General features: G+C 68.9%; 18 protein-coding genes and 1 tRNA gene. 10 read left to right on the top strand and 9 right to left on the bottom strand.

Annotated features, from left to right (window positions below; all coding sequences use genetic code 11):
• Nucleotides 1–77 precede the first annotated feature (77 nt).
• A complete protein-coding gene (locus tag ABTZ59_RS08105) occupies nt 78–2,393 on the bottom strand; it encodes a family 2 encapsulin nanocompartment cargo protein terpene cyclase (protein WP_351392528.1) in 2,316 nt (771 codons plus the stop codon).
• Between the two features lie 158 nt (nt 2,394–2,551).
• Between ABTZ59_RS08105 and ABTZ59_RS08110 the strand changes: the two genes are divergently transcribed.
• The gene (locus ABTZ59_RS08110; protein ID WP_351392531.1) at nt 2,552–3,157 is read left to right on the top strand and encodes an HhH-GPD-type base excision DNA repair protein; all 606 of its coding nucleotides are present in this window, start codon (nt 2,552–2,554) and stop codon (nt 3,155–3,157) included.
• A gap of 201 nt (nt 3,158–3,358) precedes the next feature.
• Nucleotides 3,359–4,924: a M28 family metallopeptidase gene (locus ABTZ59_RS08115; RefSeq protein WP_351392534.1), complete on the top strand. Its 1,566-nt coding sequence runs from the start codon at nt 3,359–3,361 to the stop codon at nt 4,922–4,924.
• A gap of 63 nt (nt 4,925–4,987) precedes the next feature.
• Here the strand turns inward: ABTZ59_RS08115 and ABTZ59_RS08120 are convergent, their stop codons facing one another.
• Together ABTZ59_RS08120 and ABTZ59_RS08125 are read right to left on the bottom strand one after the other, a co-directional pair.
• A complete protein-coding gene (locus tag ABTZ59_RS08120; protein ID WP_249951608.1) occupies nt 4,988–5,128 on the bottom strand; it encodes a DUF397 domain-containing protein in 141 nt (46 codons plus the stop codon).
• Nucleotides 5,085–6,032, bottom strand: a complete 948-nt coding sequence (locus ABTZ59_RS08125) for a helix-turn-helix domain-containing protein (RefSeq protein WP_351392536.1) — start codon at nt 6,030–6,032, stop codon at nt 5,085–5,087. Before ABTZ59_RS08125 ends, ABTZ59_RS08120 begins: the two co-directional genes overlap by 44 nt.
• An 858-nt stretch (nt 6,033–6,890) precedes the next feature.
• Between ABTZ59_RS08125 and ABTZ59_RS08135 the strand changes: the two genes are divergently transcribed.
• Nucleotides 6,891–7,193: a type II toxin-antitoxin system VapB family antitoxin gene (locus ABTZ59_RS08135; RefSeq protein ID WP_249951605.1), complete on the top strand. Its 303-nt coding sequence runs from the start codon at nt 6,891–6,893 to the stop codon at nt 7,191–7,193.
• Nucleotides 7,194–7,452: 259 nt separating this feature from the next.
• Nucleotides 7,453–8,091 carry a LytR C-terminal domain-containing protein gene (locus tag ABTZ59_RS08140; protein ID WP_351392542.1) on the top strand — a complete coding sequence of 213 codons (639 nt, stop codon included), beginning with the start codon at nt 7,453–7,455 and terminating at the stop codon, nt 8,089–8,091.
• Nucleotides 8,092–8,244: 153 nt separating this feature from the next.
• Here ABTZ59_RS08140 and upp read toward each other — a convergent pair whose 3' ends face one another.
• Nucleotides 8,245–8,880: a uracil phosphoribosyltransferase gene (gene upp, locus ABTZ59_RS08145; RefSeq protein ID WP_030349959.1), complete on the bottom strand. Its 636-nt coding sequence runs from the start codon at nt 8,878–8,880 to the stop codon at nt 8,245–8,247.
• A 143-nt stretch (nt 8,881–9,023) separates the two neighbouring features.
• On the opposite strand from upp, the gene ABTZ59_RS08150 reads away from it, so the two are divergent.
• The 4 genes from ABTZ59_RS08150 to ABTZ59_RS08165 all read left to right on the top strand — a co-directional run bounded on the left by ABTZ59_RS08150 (nt 9,024) and on the right by ABTZ59_RS08165 (nt 10,715).
• Complete coding sequence (locus ABTZ59_RS08150; protein WP_351392545.1) at nt 9,024–9,287, top strand: hypothetical protein; 264 nt, start codon at nt 9,024–9,026, stop codon at nt 9,285–9,287.
• A gap of 224 nt (nt 9,288–9,511) precedes the next feature.
• Nucleotides 9,512–10,048 carry a tRNA adenosine deaminase-associated protein gene (locus tag ABTZ59_RS08155; RefSeq protein WP_351392548.1) on the top strand — a complete coding sequence of 179 codons (537 nt, stop codon included), beginning with the start codon at nt 9,512–9,514 and terminating at the stop codon, nt 10,046–10,048.
• A 53-nt stretch (nt 10,049–10,101) separates the two neighbouring features.
• A complete protein-coding gene (gene tadA, locus ABTZ59_RS08160) occupies nt 10,102–10,530 on the top strand; it encodes a tRNA adenosine(34) deaminase TadA (RefSeq protein WP_351392926.1) in 429 nt (142 codons plus the stop codon).
• Nucleotides 10,531–10,630: 100 nt separating this feature from the next.
• Nucleotides 10,631–10,715 (top strand) — tRNA-Ser (locus ABTZ59_RS08165).
• Between the two features lie 541 nt (nt 10,716–11,256).
• Here the strand turns inward: ABTZ59_RS08165 and ABTZ59_RS08170 are convergent.
• Nucleotides 11,257–12,186: a LysR family transcriptional regulator gene (locus tag ABTZ59_RS08170; protein WP_351392550.1), complete on the bottom strand. Its 930-nt coding sequence runs from the start codon at nt 12,184–12,186 to the stop codon at nt 11,257–11,259.
• A 114-nt stretch (nt 12,187–12,300) separates the two neighbouring features.
• Here ABTZ59_RS08170 and ABTZ59_RS08175 point away from each other — a divergent pair, with 114 nt between their 5' ends.
• Nucleotides 12,301–12,828 (top strand): DapH/DapD/GlmU-related protein, encoded by a 528-nt coding sequence (locus ABTZ59_RS08175; RefSeq protein WP_351392929.1) that lies wholly within the window; start codon nt 12,301–12,303, stop codon nt 12,826–12,828.
• A 51-nt stretch (nt 12,829–12,879) separates the two neighbouring features.
• On the top strand, nt 12,880–13,407 hold the full coding sequence (locus ABTZ59_RS37340) for an HD domain-containing protein (RefSeq protein WP_503002349.1): 528 nt from the start codon (nt 12,880–12,882) through the stop codon (nt 13,405–13,407).
• Here the strand turns inward: ABTZ59_RS37340 and ABTZ59_RS08185 are convergent.
• From ABTZ59_RS08185 to ABTZ59_RS08200, 4 genes are all read right to left on the bottom strand, one after another.
• The gene (locus tag ABTZ59_RS08185; RefSeq protein ID WP_351392553.1) at nt 13,329–14,519 is read right to left on the bottom strand and encodes an alpha/beta hydrolase family protein; all 1,191 of its coding nucleotides are present in this window, start codon (nt 14,517–14,519) and stop codon (nt 13,329–13,331) included. The two genes, ABTZ59_RS37340 and ABTZ59_RS08185, sit on opposite strands and share 79 nt — an antisense overlap.
• A 340-nt stretch (nt 14,520–14,859) precedes the next feature.
• Nucleotides 14,860–16,101: a DUF6895 family protein gene (locus ABTZ59_RS08190; protein ID WP_351392556.1), complete on the bottom strand. Its 1,242-nt coding sequence runs from the start codon at nt 16,099–16,101 to the stop codon at nt 14,860–14,862.
• Nucleotides 16,098–16,934 (bottom strand): ABC transporter permease, encoded by an 837-nt coding sequence (locus ABTZ59_RS08195; RefSeq protein WP_351392559.1) that lies wholly within the window; start codon nt 16,932–16,934, stop codon nt 16,098–16,100. Before ABTZ59_RS08195 ends, ABTZ59_RS08190 begins: the two co-directional genes overlap by 4 nt.
• Nucleotides 16,931–18,061 (bottom strand): ABC transporter ATP-binding protein, encoded by a 1,131-nt coding sequence (locus ABTZ59_RS08200; RefSeq protein ID WP_351392562.1) that lies wholly within the window; start codon nt 18,059–18,061, stop codon nt 16,931–16,933. The genes ABTZ59_RS08195 and ABTZ59_RS08200 overlap by 4 nt, the downstream gene beginning before the upstream one ends.
• Nucleotides 18,062–18,091: the final 30 nt, after the last annotated feature.

The following is an 18,091-nucleotide window of genomic DNA, read 5'->3' on the forward strand; positions in this document are numbered from 1 at the left end:
TCCGCTCGCCACCCACGGCCCCCATCCGGTAAACGATCACATCGACCGGATGACAAACGGGCGCGCCCGTAAGCGAGTTACTGCGCCATTTGGGGCAAAGATCGTGCTCGTTCCCACCCAGGTAGGTGAATCCGTGCCGCGGAGGTGCCGAGTCCGCTCGGAACGGGCGGCAGCCGGCGAGTGATACCGGCCCGGTCTTCCAGTAGTTCGGCCTCCTTGTACCGCTTACAGCCGTGGTGCCAGTTGAGAATCCCGGACAGCCAGTTCTCCAGCTCCCTCACATAGCCGTCGAGCGCCCGGCGCGCGTCCGCGTCGAGGGCGAAGTCGTCGCACAGCACGGGCAGTTCATGGGCGACGGCATGCTGGAACTGGCTCATCCGCGAGTTCATCAGGTCGTCGATGATGGCGAGGGCGGTCGGATAGTCGCAGTCGAAGAAGTTCTGCACGACAAGCACACCGTTGTGCGTCTCGCCCTCGAACTCGATCTCCTTCTGGTACGAGAAGACGTCGTTCAGCAGCGTCGCGTAGTCCTGCGCCGCGTTCTCCATGGACCTCATCGGGCCCGACCGGTAGATCGCGGGCGGCACCACCCGGCCGTGGCTCAGCCGGGACAGGCTCATCGTCATGTCCGAGCCGAAGGTCCTCCGGCGCATCTCGATGTAGTCGACGGGGTCGGGGATACGGTTCTGCGCTTGATTGGCCAGCTCCCAGAGCCAGCTGTCGGTCATGTCCACGACCGACTTACGGAAGGCGCGGCGCGCGTCCAGGTCCATCAGGCCCGCCGTACGGATCCACAGGTCGGCCAGCCCCCGTTCCAGCCCGGTCAGCGGCACCGGCATCGCCATGCCCTCGACCGGCATGAACCGCGCCAGCCGGTCATTGCACGCCTTCGCGCCCGCCATATCGCGCGCGCTTCCGTAGACCACCGGGTAGTAGTCGTCGCCGTACGTCCCCCACGTCAGCCAGTCCGAGGTGAGATCGAGCTCCTCCGCCGTGGCGTCCGGTTGGATACCGGCCGCGCAGAGCGGCAGATCGATACGGCGCAGCCGCCGCTCGTCCCAGACATCGGACCCGGGGATGCCGGGCTGCGCCCTCAGGATGCCCATCCGCTCGGCCCACTCGACGGTGTGCTCCCGCGAGTGGTTCAGATGCGGACTCAGCGACAGCCCGAACGGCATCCGGAACTCCGGCAGCACGGAGGGGCCGACCCGCTGGAACGGGATATGGCCGTGCCTGCGCGCCCGCGCCGGCGCACCCACGCCGATCGTCTTCGCGATATCGGCGGCGGCCGTACCGAGACCGACCGGCACCATCGAGAACGACACGCCCGTCCCGCCCGGCGCACCACCCGCCCCGCCGAGGGCCCCGCCGCCCGCGCCGGGACCGACAGCGGTACCGGAACCGGCGCCATTCATATACCGGCTGGAGCGCATATGCCACTCATGGCCGCCCGACTGCCAGTCCTGGAGCCCCTTCACATAGGCGAGGGTGTCGGCGCACGCCCGCGGATCCAGGCCCTTCTCGGCGAACAGCGGCCCCAGTTCGGTCAGCGCGGTGTTCTCGAACTGCTGGACGCGGGAGGTGAGCAGATCGTTGACGGCGTCCGCCGCCTCCTGTGTCGTACAGCCGAGGAAGGTCTCCAGGACGAGCACGCCGTTGCTCAGCTCACCCTCCTCCTCGATCTCCCGCTGGTACGAGAACAGGTCGTTGCGCAGATGGACGGCGTCCGAGAACGTGTCCTTCAGCACCCGCAGCGGGCGTGAGCCGGCGATCTCCGCGGGCACTTCGGCGCTCGCCGCGTACTCGACGAGCCCCGCGGACCAGGGCGCTCCGCCGACCTTGCGGCGCATCTCGATGTACTCGACCGGATTCGCGATCCGGTGCGCGTTGATGTTCGCGAGCTCCCAGTCGGACTCGTTGAGGAGATTCTCCGTGGACTCCGCGAACCGCTGCCGCCACGCCATGGACATGCTCGGGACCGTACGGGCCCACAGATCCGCCAGCCCCGCCTCGACCGGATTGGTCGGCTCCGGGAATCCGTCGGCGAGATCCATCGGCATGAAAGCGGCCAGCCGTTCGAGATACGCCTTGCCGCCCTCCCGGTCCTGAGGCCGCTTGTAGACCTCCAGGAAGTGGTCGTCGAAGAAGAACACCCACACATACCACTCCGTGACCAGCGACAACGCCGGACCGTCGCAGTCCGGGTGCGTGTACGAGCAGAGCAGGGCGTAGTCATGGGAATCGAGGTCCCGCTCCTCCCAGACACCCGAACCCTCCAGCATGCCCATGCCCCTGGCCCACCGCTTGGAATGCGCCCTGGCCTCCTCCAGACGCGGATTGAGTCGGGCCGGATATGCCATATAGAAATCCGGCAATTCAAACGGCTGTGTCACGGGCGAGCGGCCTTTCCCGACGGTTCCGGTGTTTTCTCCCTGGAGCGTGATCTACCCCTCGCCCGACTCCGCCATCCGGACCACAAATTAGTCATATGAACATATGGCGAGCGCGTGGCGTACGCACGTCACCGCGCGGCCCGGGGGATCATCGCCGAATGAGCACCACAATCCGGCTCGCCCAACAGCCCGAGGCCGACGAGCTGCTCGGCCGCAGCCCGCTGGCCGCGCTCGTCGGCATGCTGCTTGACCAACAGGTCCCGATGGAGTGGGCGTTCTCCGGCCCGTACACCATCGCCATGCGCATGGGACACGACGACCTCGACGCCCGCGAGATCGCCGCGTACGACCCCGAGGCATTCGTCGCCCTGCTCTCGGACAAGCCCGCCGTGCACCGCTATCCGGGGTCGATGGCCAGACGCGTCCAGCAGCTCTGTCAGTACCTCGTCGAGCACTACGACGGCGATCCCACCGGGATCTGGCGTGACATCGCCACCGGCGCGGAGGTACGGGACCGGCTGAACGCACTGCCCGGCTTCGGCACACAGAAGTCCCAGATCTTCCTGGCGCTGCTGGGCAAGCAGTACGGCGTACAGCCCAAGGGCTGGCGCGAGGCCGCGGGCGCGTACGGGGACGCGGGGTCGTACCGCTCGGCGGCGGACATCACCGGACCCGAATCGCTGGCCAAGGTACGGGCGTTCAAGCAGGAGGCGAAGCGCGCGGCGAAGGCGGCGAAGACGACGCCGGCGCCCAGGACCGACTGATCGCCGACGGATCAGGACCGGCCCGCACCCGATCCAGGCGCGGACCAGGCCCGATCCGAGCACGAACCGGGCGCGAACCGGGCCCGATCCGCGGCTGTTCCGCCGATACGCACCACGAGCTATGACACAAGTGTTCCCACGTGGCGCGGCGCTGGCTAGCTTTCCCTCACATTTGTTCGCATCGGAAGGATCCCAGCCCCTGTGAACGCAACTTCCCGCAGACTCCTGGCAGTCGCGGCCACCACCGCGCTCGCCGCCCCTCTGCTGCTCTCCGCCTCGTCCGCCTCCGCGCGCTCCCACGACCCGGCCAAGGACGCCGCCAAGGACGCGGCGAAGCTCTCCAGGAAGCTGGTGCGCGAGGCATCGGCCGGCGACGCCTACCGGCATCTGGAGAAGTTCCAGGCCATCGCGGACTCGGCCAACGGCAACAGGGCGGCCGGCACGCTCGGCCACGACGCCTCCGCGGCGTATGTGTACAGCCAGCTGAAGAAGGCCGGTTACCAGGTCTCGTACCACACGTTCGACATCACCTATATCGAGACGCTCGCCGAGAAGCTCAGGGTCACCGCTCCGACGCCGCGCGACATCGCGATCACCGCCATGTCCTACACGACGTCCACCAAGGAGGGCGGCATCGCGGCCGACCTCGCCGCCGTGCCGGTCGACGCGACCACGGGCTGCGAGCCGGCCGACTACGCCGTCGGCGCCTTCACCGGCAAGATCGCGCTGATCCAGCGCGGCGGCTGCGACTTCGCGACGAAGCAGAAGGAGGCGGCGGCGGCAGGCGCGGTCGCCGCGATCATCTACAACAACACCGAGGGCGCGCTCAGCGGAACGCTCGGCGGCCCGGACGCCGGGAAGATCCCCACGGGCGGCATCACGCGGGCCGAGGGCCAGGCCCTCGCCGCCGAGGCCGCCAAGGGCGCGGTGAAGGTCTCCCTGGACATCCGCCAGCTCCAGGAGAAGCGCACCACCCGCAATGTGGTCGCCGAGACCAAGGGCGGCAGGGCGGACCGGACCGTGATGCTCGGCTCCCACCTGGACTCCGTCACCGAGGGCCCCGGCATCAACGACAACGGCTCCGGTTCCGCCGGGCTGTTGGAGGTCGCCCTCAAGCTCGCCAAGACGCATGACAAGCCGGCCAACAAGGTGCGCTTCGCCTGGTGGTCGGCGGAGGAACTGGGCCTGCTCGGCGCCGAGGCGTATGTCAACGGCCTCACCGCCGCACAGCGCGCGGACATCGCGCTCTACCTCAACTTCGACATGATCGCCTCGCCGAACTTCGCTCAGTTCGTGTACGACGGCGACGACTCGGACGGCGTGGGCGCGGGCCCCGGGCCCGAGGGCTCCGCCCAGTTGGAGAAGGGCATCACCGACTTCCTCGACAGCAAGGGGATTCCGCACGAGGGCACGGACTTCGACGGCCGCTCCGACTACGGGCCGTTCATCGACGCGGGCATCCCGTCCGGCGGCACCTTCACCGGCGCCGAGGGCATCAAGTCCGAGGCACAGGCGACCAAGTACGGCGGCCAGGCCGGTATCGCGTACGACAGGTGCTACCACTCGGCCTGCGACGACCTCTCGAACATCAATATGAAGGCGTTCGGCATTAACATCGATGTGATCGCCAACGCCGTGGGCACCTACGCTCACGATCTGAGTTCGGTGACCAAGCCGGCGGCCACGGCCGAAGCGGCGCCGATCCCGCTCAAGCGCGGCGAGACCGAAACCGTTTCGCACTCCCGCGGCCACACGCCCACCGCGTAAAGGAGAGGCCCGACAGCACGGCGTAACGGAGAGACCGACAGCACGGCGCGCACCCCATTGCGTTCAGGCGATGGGGTGCGCGGCGGTTCTGGCGCCGGAAACGAAGGTGGAGAAAACAGCTCTGCTGAACACAAGGACCGGGCCTTCGGTATTCTTGCTGTCACGTACGGGGATAATGCCCGGGATACCGGTGCCTATTTCCACGCAGTTTCCGCTGTTGTCGCCGCTGTAACTGCTCTTTACCCACGTTGTCGCTCTGAAATCGCGATTCATCATGGTGGCCGTACCCTTCCATCGCGTCATTGAGCAACGCGGCAGACTCGGAGGCGGACAGCGCATCCGCCCTCAGAACAGCATAGGTCTGTGCATGACGGCCGGTAACTTCCGGATCGTCGCTGAAGTGCCCGCGGTCAAGCGATTCCGAGTACACCCAGACATGGCCATCCGAGAGGGTGATCAGAGACATGGACGTATTGGGACGCCAAATACCCGGGACACCCGCCGGGGCGACTTGGACACGGATGTTCGGCTGCTTTCCCACGCGCAGCAGATGTGCGCACTGATCCCGCATGACGGCCGCGCTGCCGACCGTGTTCCGGATGCAGCTCTCATCCAGGACCATGAGCAGAAGCGGCCCCTCGGGAGAGAGAAACCTGTGCTGTCTGCTGAGCCGCGCGCGTACGCGCCTCTCCAGCTCGTCCCCGCCGGCCCGGCGCGAGAGCAACGCGCGGGCGTAGTCCTCGGTCTGGAGCAGCCCCGGCATCATCTGGGTCTGGTACTCACGGAGCGCCGTCGCCTCCGCGTCCATGGCGGCACGGCGCTTGAACCAGTCCGGATGGTCCACTTCCGGATACCAGTCGATCTTGTGCCAGAGCTTCTGCAGGATGCCGCCGGTACGCAACACGATGTCGCACGTCTCAGCGAATTTCTCGTCAGGAACACGTGTTCCGGCTTCCACACGGGCAACGTAGGAGCGATCGCAGGGGACTTCGCCAGCCAGTGCTATTTGCGTAACACCTATGGACTCACGGCAGTGCTTCAGAACTTCGCCGAAGACATCGGCCGTGCTGGCGCCTTTCTCCCCGCCCCCTGCGTTGCGTCGGCCCATGGCCGCTCCCCTCATGTCATGTGACAGATCTCGACTGGAACGCGGGCGACGTTGTGCGCCCGCCCTGTGCAACGCAACCCTTGTCCTGTGCAACGTAGTTGCATCGCCCCGAGGACGACAATGCGCGAGGAATCGAACTCAATGACACACCGTCCCCCTGAATTGGAGGCCGTGGTCCTCGGCACGACTATGCTCCGGCGCCGCCGGGCGGAACAACTACCCGCCGAAGCAGGTGAATTGCACGAGCCGGTTTATTATCGAGTATCCCTCGGAGGGCATCAGAACACGGCGCATGGAAAGGTGACGTGATGCCCAGGGCAACCTTGACCACCGTGCTGCTCTCAAAGACGGACTGCTGGTACTGCGAATCCTGCTGGATAAACAGCGTGGAGGCGGCACGCACCACTCAGGACGGCTGTATGGACCTGCTGTGCCTCGGGTGTGCCGAGGCGAATTTCCCGAGGCGCGTGGATATCTTTCCGCCGTTCGGAATCTTCGGGCTCTCGAACCGCAGAGCACGAACGAGCAATGGAAAGCACGCGAAACCGGGCGGCCCCAAATTACCCCCCGATCCGGGCCCGCATCCGCCGCCGAACCCGCGCCCGCAGTCCCCGCCGGGGACCCCGCCCGTCTGACGCCGTCCGTCTGGCGGAGTGAGTCGCTGTCGCCCGCCTCACCGGACCCCTTTCGAGCGAATCGGCGGCGTGCCTCGGCCGCCGACGGCCGCGCTCCCGGGGGGCGCGGGCACCGGAGGGGTTGGTTCCACTCACGCTTCACGCCCCCTTTGCCACTGAATGTGACCTTTGAAGTCGGGCACCATGGCTGCGCCCGGAGCCGGTCGCCCGGTAGGCTTTCCGTGTGATCTTCAAGCGCATCGGTAACGGGCGGCCGTATCCCGACCACGGCCGGGAAAGCACCCGGCAGTGGGCGGATGTCGCGCCGCGCCCGGTCCGCCTCGATCAGCTCGTGACCACGAAGGGTCAATTGGACCTGGAGACGCTGCTCGCCGAGGACTCGACTTTCTATGGGGACCTCTTCGCCCATGTCGTGAAGTGGCAGGGCGATCTCTATCTGGAGGACGGCCTGCACCGCGCCGTGCGCGCCGCGCTCCAGCAGCGTCAGGTGCTGCACGCCCGCGTGCTGGAGCTGGATCCGCGCTGATCGTGCCCGTAGGTACGGACATCGTGCCCATAGGTGCGGACATCGTGTCCGTAGGTACCGACATCGCGCCCATAGGTGCGGACGGGGTCCGGACCCGCATGGACAGGGCCCGGATCCGTAGGGACACGGTCCGGCGGAGAGGGCTCCGGCGGGGTCGGCTCTTCGGGCGCTGAGCCTTTCGGGGCCTTTCACCACCCGGACCGCCCAACCAGTTGATCATTTAGTAGGAAACACCACCGGCGCACACTACGCTGCGGCCATGAGCATGCTGACTCCCCCCGGCATGGGCGGAAAGTACCGCATTACGGGCAACAAATACCCGCGCATGCGCCGCCCCCGTCATCGTCGCAGGATCGTGCTCGCGGCCGTCGCATCCGTCGTTGCCCTCGGCCTGGCCGGCTGGGGAACGCTGCAGCTCATCGACGTCTTCACGGGGGGCGGCACGAAAAGCGCCGCCGCCGCCGGGAAGTCCGGCTGCAAGCACTCGTCCGAGCCCGTCAAGGCGCTCCCCAAGCCCGGCCAGATCACGGTCAACGTCTACAACGCGACCCCGCGAGGCGGACTCGCCCAGACCACCGCCGACGAGCTGAAGAAACGCGGCTTCGTCATCGGCAAGGTGGGCAACGCCCCCGCCGCGTACGACAAGAAGGTCCCCGGCACCGGGATACTGCTCGGCGCGCTGAGGCCCGAGGACGGTTTCTTCACCGTCCTGGGCGCCCAGCTGAAGGGGGCCACGTCGAAGACCGACTCCCGTAAGACACCGGATGTCGATCTGATCCTCGGCGCGGCCTTCGAGGCACTGACCGACCAGAAGGACGCCGATCAGGCCCTGGCCACCCAGTCGAGCGCCGCGTCGGATCCCGCCTGCGGGGATCTGGGGGCGGCCCCGAAGAACTGACCGTCACGCCGCCTTCCTTCGGGGCCCGGTTCGCCTGCCGCGCGGACCGGGCCCCGACGCGGACCGGGCCCCGACGCGGACCAGGCCCCTGACGCGAACCGGGTCCCCGACACGAACCGGGTCCCGATGCGATCCGGGTCCCCGGCGGATGCCCTACTCGGCCGTCCCGTACATACGGTCGCCCGCGTCGCCCAGGCCCGGGACGATGTAGCCGTTCTCGTTGAGGCGCTCGTCCACCGCCGCCGTGACGACCGTCACCGGCGTACCCGCGAGCTCGCGCTCCATCACCTCGACGCCCTCGGGCGCCGCGAGCAGCACGACCGCGGTCACATCGTCCGCGCCGCGCTTGATCAGCTCACGGATCGCCGCGACCAGCGTGCCGCCGGTCGCCAGCATGGGGTCGAGCACGTACACCTGGCGTCCCGAGAGGTCCTCGGGCATGCGGTTCGCGTAGGTGGACGCCTGAAGGGTCTCCTCGTCGCGGATCATCCCGAGGAAGCCCACCTCCGCGGTCGGCAACAGCCGCACCATGCCGTCGAGCATGCCGAGCCCGGCCCGGAGGATCGGGACCACCAGGGGGCGCGGGTACGAGAGCTTCACGCCCGTCGTGCCGGTCACCGGTGTCTGGATGTCGACCTGTTCCGTCCTTACGTCCCGGGTGGCCTCGTACGCGAGCAGGGTGACCAGTTCGTCGGCGAGGCGCCGGAAGGTCGGGGAGTCGGTGCGCCGATCGCGCAGCGTGGTGAGTTTGTGCGCCACCAGCGGGTGGTCGACGACATGAATCCGCATGGCGACACAGTAACCGGGGGCCAAGGCTGTACGCGCTGCCACCGCCCGGTCGGCATCAACCCCGGTCAGTGAGGGAAGGTGTCAGAAGGTCGGCCCCGGTACACCGCGGAGCTGAGTACGCAGCCTGAGGTGGTGACGCAGCCATGGCGGACGAGGATCGGGAAGGCCGGGATCAGCGTTCCGACGAGGCCGAGGCGACGGCGGAGGCCGAGGCCCGGGAAGCGGACGAGGCCTGGGCGGAGACCCCGGCGGACGCCCGGGAGAGCGAGGCCGAGCGCCGTCGGCGGCGCGCGCAGTTCCTGCGGGAGCTGAACGAGGCGAAGGCGCTGCGCGAGCGCGTAAAACCCCGGCAGGCCCGCGCCGCGCGGATGCGCCAGCAGATGCGGATGCGTACGTTCCGGTGGTGACCGGCCGGTAGCCGCGCCCGGCGCGCGACGTACGTCATGTCCATCCCGCATGCTCATGGAAGGCATCCGGCGCCCGGAGCCGAACAGGGGCCTAATAAAATGGCCCGACGACGCAACGGTGGAAGACCTCTCGCGATGCGTTCGTTTCTGCCACGATTCCGAGTGGGCGGGGCAGATCAGCGCACCGCCGGATCGTCACACCTCTGACCAGTGGGAGAGTCACGGTGTACTTCGCCGCACTGCTCGCGCGCACCGAAGACGGGTGGGAAGCGAGCGACACAGAGCTCGACGATGTGGAGACCTTGTCGGACCTGACCGACTTGGCCCGAGAAGCCTCGGTGGACGAGGACACGGTGCTCGTGTTCATCGAGCAGGAGGATGCCTGGTTCGGCATCCTCCGCGTGGAGGGCGAGGAAGATCCTCGCATCTACGTCTCCGACGCGGCCGCGGCCGCACGCTCCTCGTACGGGGAGATCCTCATTGATGAACTGCTCGGCAGGGACGAAGACGACCCGGCCGACGACTTGGACACGCTGGACCTCGACGGTACGGAGGACGGCGAACCGGACGAGAACGACGAGGAGGAAGAGGACATCCCCGTGAAGGACGGGGAGACCGTGCCCGCGGGAGCCGTCGGCGACCGCGAGATTCTCAGCGACCTCGGCCTGTCCGAGGCCGATCTGCTGGCCCTGGATTCGGACGCGATGGCCGAGATCGCGGAGGCTCTGGGAGCCGCCGAGGTGCTGGAGACCGTCCGATAGTGATCCGGCACGACCCCGCGCCCGACCCGGTACGCGCACCGTGGCAGGCGGCCATGAGGCTTGCCCTGGAGGAGGCGGCACGGGCTGCCCTGTCCGGTGATGTGCCGGTCGGCGCCGTCGTGCTGTCCCCGGACGGCACGGTGCTCGCCGCGGGCCACAACGAACGCGAGGCCACGGGCGACCCGACGGCACATGCGGAGATCCTGGCGATCCGCAGGGCCGCCGGGAAGCTCGGAGCCTGGCGACTGACGGATTGCACGCTGGTGGTGACCCTGGAGCCGTGCACGATGTGCGCGGGCGCGATCGTCCAGTCCCGGCTGGACCGGGTGGTGTTCGGCGCACTCGACGAGAAGGCGGGAGCCGCCGGCTCGCTCTGGGACGTCGTACGCGACCGACGGCTCAACCATCGGCCCGAGGTGATCCACGGCGTACTCGCGGAGGACTGCTCCGACCTGCTGACGTCGTTCTTCCGCGACCGCTGACGGGCCGTCGGGCAGCCGCTGCCCAGCCGTCGGGCCTCTTCGGGCGGCACTCGGGATACCGATTTCGGAGCACGGCCCACCTTGGGCTAAGCTCTCTCTCGGTAGCGTGTCCGAGCGGCCGAAGGAGCTCGCCTCGAAAGCGAGTGTGGGGAAACTCACCGAGGGTTCAAATCCCTCCGCTACCGCTCTAGGGGACCGCCCTCGACCTGCGAAAACAGGTCGGGGGCGGTTCTTTGTGCTCCTCGTCTCCACCGCTCGACAGCATCGTGCTCGTGCCGGAGGCCCGTCCGCTGTGCTCCACGGAGTAGGCCGGAGCGGAAAGCCTCCCGGCTCGTCCGTCCGCGGAGGACGGCCCCGCCCGCAGAGGACGACTGAGCGGCTGACGTACCGGACCAGCCGGACGGACCGCACGCCGCCGTCGCGCGCCGCCGTCGCGGACCGCGGCGAAGCAGCGGAGGTCACATGGGCGGTGAGGAACGATTCTCCGGGTGAACACGTGGCGCTTTCATCGTCCGTGCGCGGGACCGCCACTGTGGCCGGGGCCGAACACCGGCCATGGATGATCCTTTTGCTCTGAGTCCCGTGAACCGAGCCAGAACATCCGATGCGTCTCGCGGAGGGCGGCCGGAAAGGCCAAGTAGGCGGCGGCGTACGGTCGGTCGGCGCCGGCTGGCCTTGTGGGCCTTGGTGGTCGAGGCGCTCCGATGGTTCCGCTCGGTCGTCTGGTCAGCGGTCTGCCCAGTCCGGCGCCCACACGTCGGGCGGGGTTAGCGGGCCTGTGGTGCGCAGATGGTCGCGTAGCGCGGTCAGCACGGGGTGCTGGTCTCCATTGCGGAACAGCAGCACGTGCGGGTAGACCGGGGTCGGGTCGTGCAATGGGATGCGGCGTAGGTCGTGGGTCTGGGGCCACAGGTACCGGTCCCCGCTGCCGACGAGGGTGGCCAGCGAGGCCGAGTCGGCCAGCGCGTCCATCAGGGCCTCGTCACCGAAGTTGGGGCCGAGCGCGTCGATGCTCAGGCCGAAGGCCCTGGACAGCGCCTGGTAGAACGCCGCCCACTCCGTGCCCGGCCTGATCCCGGGGATCCAGATGCGGTGGCCCGCCAGGTCCGCAGGACTGATCCGGGGCGCGTCAGCCATCGGGTGGCCGGGTCCGACCAGGAGCTCCAGGGGTGCGTCCAGGAGTCGTTCGGCGCTGATCCCGGCCGGGACCTGGTCTGCCGGCAGGGCACGGAAAGTCGCGTCGACGGTCCCTTCGAGCACCGCCTGGGCGGCCTGGGCGGCGTTCTCCTTGCTCAGCGTGACCGTGTCCAGGTCCGTCTCGGGGTGGGAGCGGTAGAACCGGTAGACGGCCTGGGCCGGGGAGATGCGCCGGTTGAGGACATCGACGCGCAAGGGACGGCTGCCGGGGCGCACGGCCTGTTCGGCCTGCTCGATGACCGCCAGGACCTTCTTGGCGTGCGGCAGGAAGACCTGCCCGTCCAGGCTCGGCCGGGAGCCTCGGGAGGTCCGCACCAGGAGCGTGACCTCGATGTGCCTCTCCAGGGCCGCGATCCGCTTGGAGACCGCCTGCTGGCTGATTCCCAGCTTGTCGGCAGCAGCCTGGAACTGGCCGGTCTCGGCGACGGCCACGAACGTCCGCAGCGCTTCAGCATCCACGCTTCGACCCTACTTCGACAACCATTGGTTGTGTCTGGCGGGGTGCAGGGTTGTTTGATCGAGTGTTCTGCGCGGTGGTGGGATAAGCACATGTCTACCCGTACAGAGCAGGTCATGTATGTCCAGACGCCTGAGTTCGCGCGTCATGCGGAGCGGATCGTGGAGGTGACCGATGCGACGTCCCGACTGAACGTGCTTCCGTTCAGCGACAGCGAAGGTCGCGCGGAACTACTTTCTGTTGTGTTCGGTGGCCCGCTGTCGGAGTCGGTGACGATCTACCCGCCGTTCTTCACCGAGTACGGGCTCAACACGGCATTCGGGGAGAACGTCTTCGTCAACCAGGGATGCACCTTCATGGACAAGGGAGGCATCCGTATCGGCAACGGCGTCATGATCGCCCCAAAGGTCAGCCTCATCACCGGAGGCCATCCACTGCCCCTGGCCGAGCGCCGCGAGTACCTCTCCTTCGCCCCGATCGTCATCGAGGACGATGTCTGGATCGGAACGGCTGCCGTGATCACGCAGGGGGTGACCATCGGTGCCGGTGCGGTGGTCGCTGCCGGTGCGGTGGTCACTCGTGATGTTCCCGCCGGCACCGTGGTCGCGGGAGTACCCGCCCAGGTGATCAAGACGATCGACTGAGCCCGGCCGGGCTGCCGACCGGGTGCGCAGTACCCCTGCGGTCTGATCCTGATGCCTCGTCACGCCCGGCTGACCGACCGGCAGTGGGACCGCGTCCGACCTCTGCTGCCCTCCAGTACCGGCCGTCGTGGCAGGCCGTGGTTGCCGGAGGGGGCGGACGACGCGCGGCGGCTGATGGTGTTCCTTGCCGCCGCGCACGATGCCGGGAAGGCCACCCCCGCATTCGCGTGCCAGGTCGAAGGTCTCGCCGACCGTATGCGTGGAGCCGGTCCGGACATGCCGTATCAGAAGCAGTTCGGCACCGACCGGCGGCTGGCTCCGCATGGACTGGCGGGGCAACTCCTGCTCCAGGAATGGCTTTCCGAGCGGTTCGGGCTGGCGGGCAGGGTCGCCGGCCAAGGAAGTCACCGCGCTCGTCGAGGACCTCCCCGAGCAACGCCGCGACGAGTAGGGGACAGGCCTCAACGCTGCCCGGGTAGCGGCTGTTACCGGGCGCCAGGTCACGGCTGCTGGAATGCGACCTCAGGATGTGTGGGCGTGGGGCCATTGAGGAGCGGCTGCGATATGCCCCGCAGGTGAAGGTCGAAGAAGGCTGACACGTAGTCGCGGGTGATGCGCCACCCGCGTTCTCCGGACAGCGGTACGGCAGGGTCCGACAGGCCCAACTGGTCGGCCAGATACGGCAGGTCCGTGAAGGAGAAGTGTTCGGCGCCGGCCACGGTCAGCCAGCGTTTCCAGCCGTTCAGGTGTTTCCACGCCTCAGGCCAGTCGGTTGCCGGGCTGTTGGGGCTGTGGGTGGACTCGGCGCCGAGCATCATGAACGGGCGCCCGCCGAGCCCTGCCGCAGCAGGGTGCAGAAAGAAGTCACCGTCCAGGTCAAACCCCGCCCGCACACGACCGTCGGCGGCCATGGTTGCCACCGCGGTCGCACCCCCGATCGAATGCCCGCCGATTCCGATCCTGCTCGGGTCGATCACACGGGACAGCACCCCGGCCTGTCGGCCGCTGGTCAACTCGCTGATCACGAAGGACATGTCCGTGGCCCGGCCGCGCACGACCGCCGCCTGCTCCTCTGGAGTGTCGACCCGTTCACAGGCCACACAGGTCAGCATCCGGCCCCCGGGGAATGCAGTGCCGACGGATTCGTACGCGTGGTCCACCGAGGCGACGACGTAGCCGCGACTCGCGAGATCGTCAGCGAGCGAGGTCAGTGTGGTGCGCGGCATCGAGAAGCCCGGGGAGAGCAGCACCAGGGGGAAACGCCCTGGCGCCGGGCGAGTGCCCACGTACGCGTGGGTACGCGCCCCGGCAACCGTTTCGGAGGGCACGACACCGCCGAGTCCCCTCGCCTCCAGAAGGACTTGCGCCTCCTCGTCGGTCATGTATGCCGCCGGCAATCCACTCGCCGAGCGTGCCGGGTAGGACACCGTCACCATCAGCTCCCGGTTACCGGCCGCCGGCACCCATGGATCGGTGCGGTTCCGGTCGACCAGGTGCAGGGTGCGGCGGCCCACGGGGTACGGACCGGTGGAGGACGGTAGTTCCAACCCGCTGCTGTACAGGACTTGGGGCGCGGCCTGCGCGGCCTGCGCGGCGTTGGCGGAGGCGGCCGATGTGGCGCCCAACAGGGGCGCGGACAGGGCCAGGGTGAGCAGAGTGGCCACAGTAGCCCTGCGACGTCTGGAGATCATGCAGTCGAAGCTAGGCCCTGGTTTTCCACAACACGTCCGGCTCCAGGGTTACTTGGTCGTACCCCTGTCGGCGGATCCCGTCAGACCCCGGTATCACACAGATGAGGGCGGGGTCTGCACAGTCGATCTACACACCAGCATCGAGGAACCCATCTGCCTGACTCCCCAAAAGCGGAGGTCTCGTCCGAGTTCTGAAGGTCTGACCCGCAGGAATCCGGGAACCCACGCGCTTCCGGCCGCACCGACAGCACGGCATCGCTGGTGGACCCCGCGCGTGTCGGGTTGGTCCCGGGCCGGCAGCGGGATCTTGGCCGAGGACCCGGCCTCGGCCACGGGCGGTTCACCCGGTCCATGCGGCCAATAGTGCCGCCGCCCGTCGAGGGACGGGGTGGTCGGAGCGGCCGAGTTGTTCGGCGGCTCGCAGGACTTCGGCGAGGATGTCCGGGTCGTGGGCCTGGACCCCGAGGACCAGGAGTGCGTCGAGTCGGCCGGCCCAGGCCGCCCGGATGGCGGCGGGGGCGGTGGCGGCGGTCGTGGAGACCTCGTGGGCCCAGGCGCGCACGCGGGCGGGATCCGCGGACGGCGTCAGGGGGCCGCCGGGGCTCTGTGCGGGACGCCTCCGGTCTCTGCGTACGGTGGCCGCCAGGGCCGCCGCGGTCGTCGTGTGGTAGCAGGTACCGAAGAGGTACGCGGTGGCCTTGTCGCCCTGGAGACCGGCCAGGACCTCGGGGCGGTGCACGGGGCCGGGCACGGCACCGTCCGGCCGGGCCGCGCGGGCCAGCGCGTTCCAGCCCTCTCCCGGGAGCGGGTCCACGACGGGCCCTTCGCCCAGGGCCGCCTCGCACAGCAGCATCTCGGCCAGGAGGTCCAGGCTGCCGCGGGCCAGGTGCACGCCGAGCAGGACGCGTACGGTCTCGCGGAGGCGGGCCGTCGGCTCGGGCCCGCCGAGATCGAGGGGCTGGTGGCCGAAGTCCGTCGCGTAGAAGACGACATGGGTCAGGGCGTAGGTCTCGCTCTCGCTCAACTGGAGGACGTCCGGGTCCAGTGCGGCGATGCTCTCGCGATGGAGCGCGCGGGCCTCGGGCAGGCACGGCGGGGCGGTGAATCCGCCGCGGTCCACGAAGTAACGCAGTTCGATCCGGTTGAGCACCGGCTTGTACGGCTGGGCGTGGGCGCCCGCGTCCGCCGCGAGCAGCGCCTGACATGCCGCGCGGGTCTCGGCGCGGGGGCGTCCCAGCAGTTCCAGCAGGGCGATCAGATTGAGGTGGTACGGGAAGAAGGCGTCGCCTGTGCGCAGTCCGCGCGTGAAGGACACGTCGGAGGCGGCCCGTTCGGCGAGGTCGAGGGCGCCTGTCGCGAGCGGGGCATCCTTGGTGAGGACGCCCGCGCGGGCCAGGACCCGGACCAGGCCGAGGAGTTCGAGGAGCGGGCCTGGGCGGAAGGGGCGGCGGGGCAGGAACTCCTCCCACCGCTCGGGCGCGAACCACTCCAGCCGGTCCTCGATCCAGCGCAGGGCGCCCGCCAGGACCTGTGTGGCCGCCTCGTCCTCGGTGAGTGAGTCGGTCGGCCGGGCGCCGCTCATCGCGCGCTCCGGACGCGCAGCACGGTCAGGACCGCGACCAGGATTCCGGCGAGGGCGCCGAGGTCCGCCCACCACGGCAGCAGACCACCGTCGCCCAGCAGGGTCTGGCGGGCCAGGTCAACGGCGTACGTCATGGGGTTGAGGTGCATGATCCAGGCCAGCCAGTCGGGGGCGTCCTGGGCGCTGAAGACCGACCCGGAGAGGAACAGCATCGGGAACATGGCCAGTTGGACGGCAGCCTGGAGCGTCTGCACCCGCTTGATGACGGTGGCCAGGCACAGCCCGATGACGCTGAACACGACCGCGGCGAGCGCGTAGGCGCCGACCGCGGCGGTGAACCGGCCCGGCGTCAGCTCGACCCCGGTCAGGGGGGCGAAGGCGAGCATCACGACGCTCTGCGCCGTCACCATGCCCGCCCCGGCGACCACCTTGCCCAGGGGCAGACAGATCCGGGGGACCGGGGCGACGAGAAGTTCGCGCAGCACGCCGTACTCGCGGTCCCAGGCGTACGTCTGGCCGGAGGCGACGCCGATCGACACGACCTGGATGGCGATGATGCCGGGGAAGACGTACGCGCTGAACGACACGGAACCGACCGAGCCGATCATGCCGTTGAAGCCGACGGCGTAGACGAGGACGAAGAAGAGGATCTGCACGCCCTGGCTGACGAGCATGCCCGGGCGCTTGACCTGCCGGAGCAGATCGCGGTGGGCGATGACGCCGATGGCGCGCAGTGCCACGGTCAGGCGGCCGTCCTCGGAGCGGGACTCTTGGGCGCCGGGCTCTTGGGCGCCGGGCTCTTGGGCGAGTCCGGGGGCGGTGGTCGTGGTCACGGCGTGCTCCCGCCTTCCTGTCGGCCGCTCTCCGGCCGGTCATCGCTCTCCGGCCGGCCGCTCTCCGACCGGTCGTCGCCCGCCGGCCGGTCGTCGCTCTCCCGTACGGCCGCGGCCGCCAAGTAGACATCGTTCATGGACGGGTGGTGGACGGCGACGGTCAGACCGGGCACGTCGAGGGCGCGCACCACCTCCGCGATCCGCGCCTCGGGATCGGCGCAGTGCACCGCGACTCCGCCGGGTTCGTGCAGGGGAGCGAAGCCCGCGGCGCGCAATTGACGGGCGGCGGCCTCGTCGTCGGCGCAGGACACCACGATGCGGGAGGAGTCCAGGCTGCTCTTGAGCCGTTCCAGGCTGCCCTGCCGGACGACCCGTCCCTGCCGCAGGATGACGATCTCGTCGGCGTACTCGGCCTCGTCCATGTAGTGGGTCGAGTACAGGACGGTGACACCCAGCCGGTCGCGCAGACGCAGCAGATCGGCCCACACGGTGGCCCGTGCGGAGGGGTCGAGACCGTTGGTGGGCTCGTCGAGGACGATCAGGCCGGGGCGGTGGAGCAGGGCGCGGGCGATCTCCACCCGCCTGGCCAGTCCGCCGGACAGCTCCTCGATCGGCTGACGACGCCGGTCGGTCAGTTCGAAAAGGTCCAGCATGAGATCGATGCGGGCGCGGGCGTCGGCCCGTTTCATGCCGAACAGCCGGGCATGGAACCACAGGTTCCGTTCCACGGAGAGTTCCTTGTCGAGGGTGCGCTCCTGGAAGACGAGGCCGAGCCGGCGGCGGGCGGCCATCGGGGCCTTCAGCACGTCGTGCCCGAAGACACGAACCGTGCCGGAGTGCGGCCGGGAGGCCGTCGACAACACGCCCAGCAGGCTTGATTTTCCGGCGCCGTTGGGGCCGAGGAGCGCGGTGATACGTCCCGGGGGAGAGCTGACCGAGACGCCGTCGACGGCACGCACCTTGCCGTAGCGCACGACGAGGCCCCTCAGCTCGAAGGCCGCCGACGCGTCGGAAGACCGGCCGGAGGACAGGTCGGAAGACCGGTCGGAAGGCAGGCCGGAAGACCGGTCGGAAGGCAGGCCGGAAGACCGGTCGGTGGACACGTCGGTGGACAAGTCGGTCGACACGTCGTTCTCCTCGATTCGCTCGGTTTCCGG

The sequence above is a fragment of the Streptomyces sp. NPDC094034 genome (assembly GCF_040303865.1).
Classification (GTDB): Bacteria; Actinomycetota; Actinomycetes; order Streptomycetales; family Streptomycetaceae; genus Streptomyces.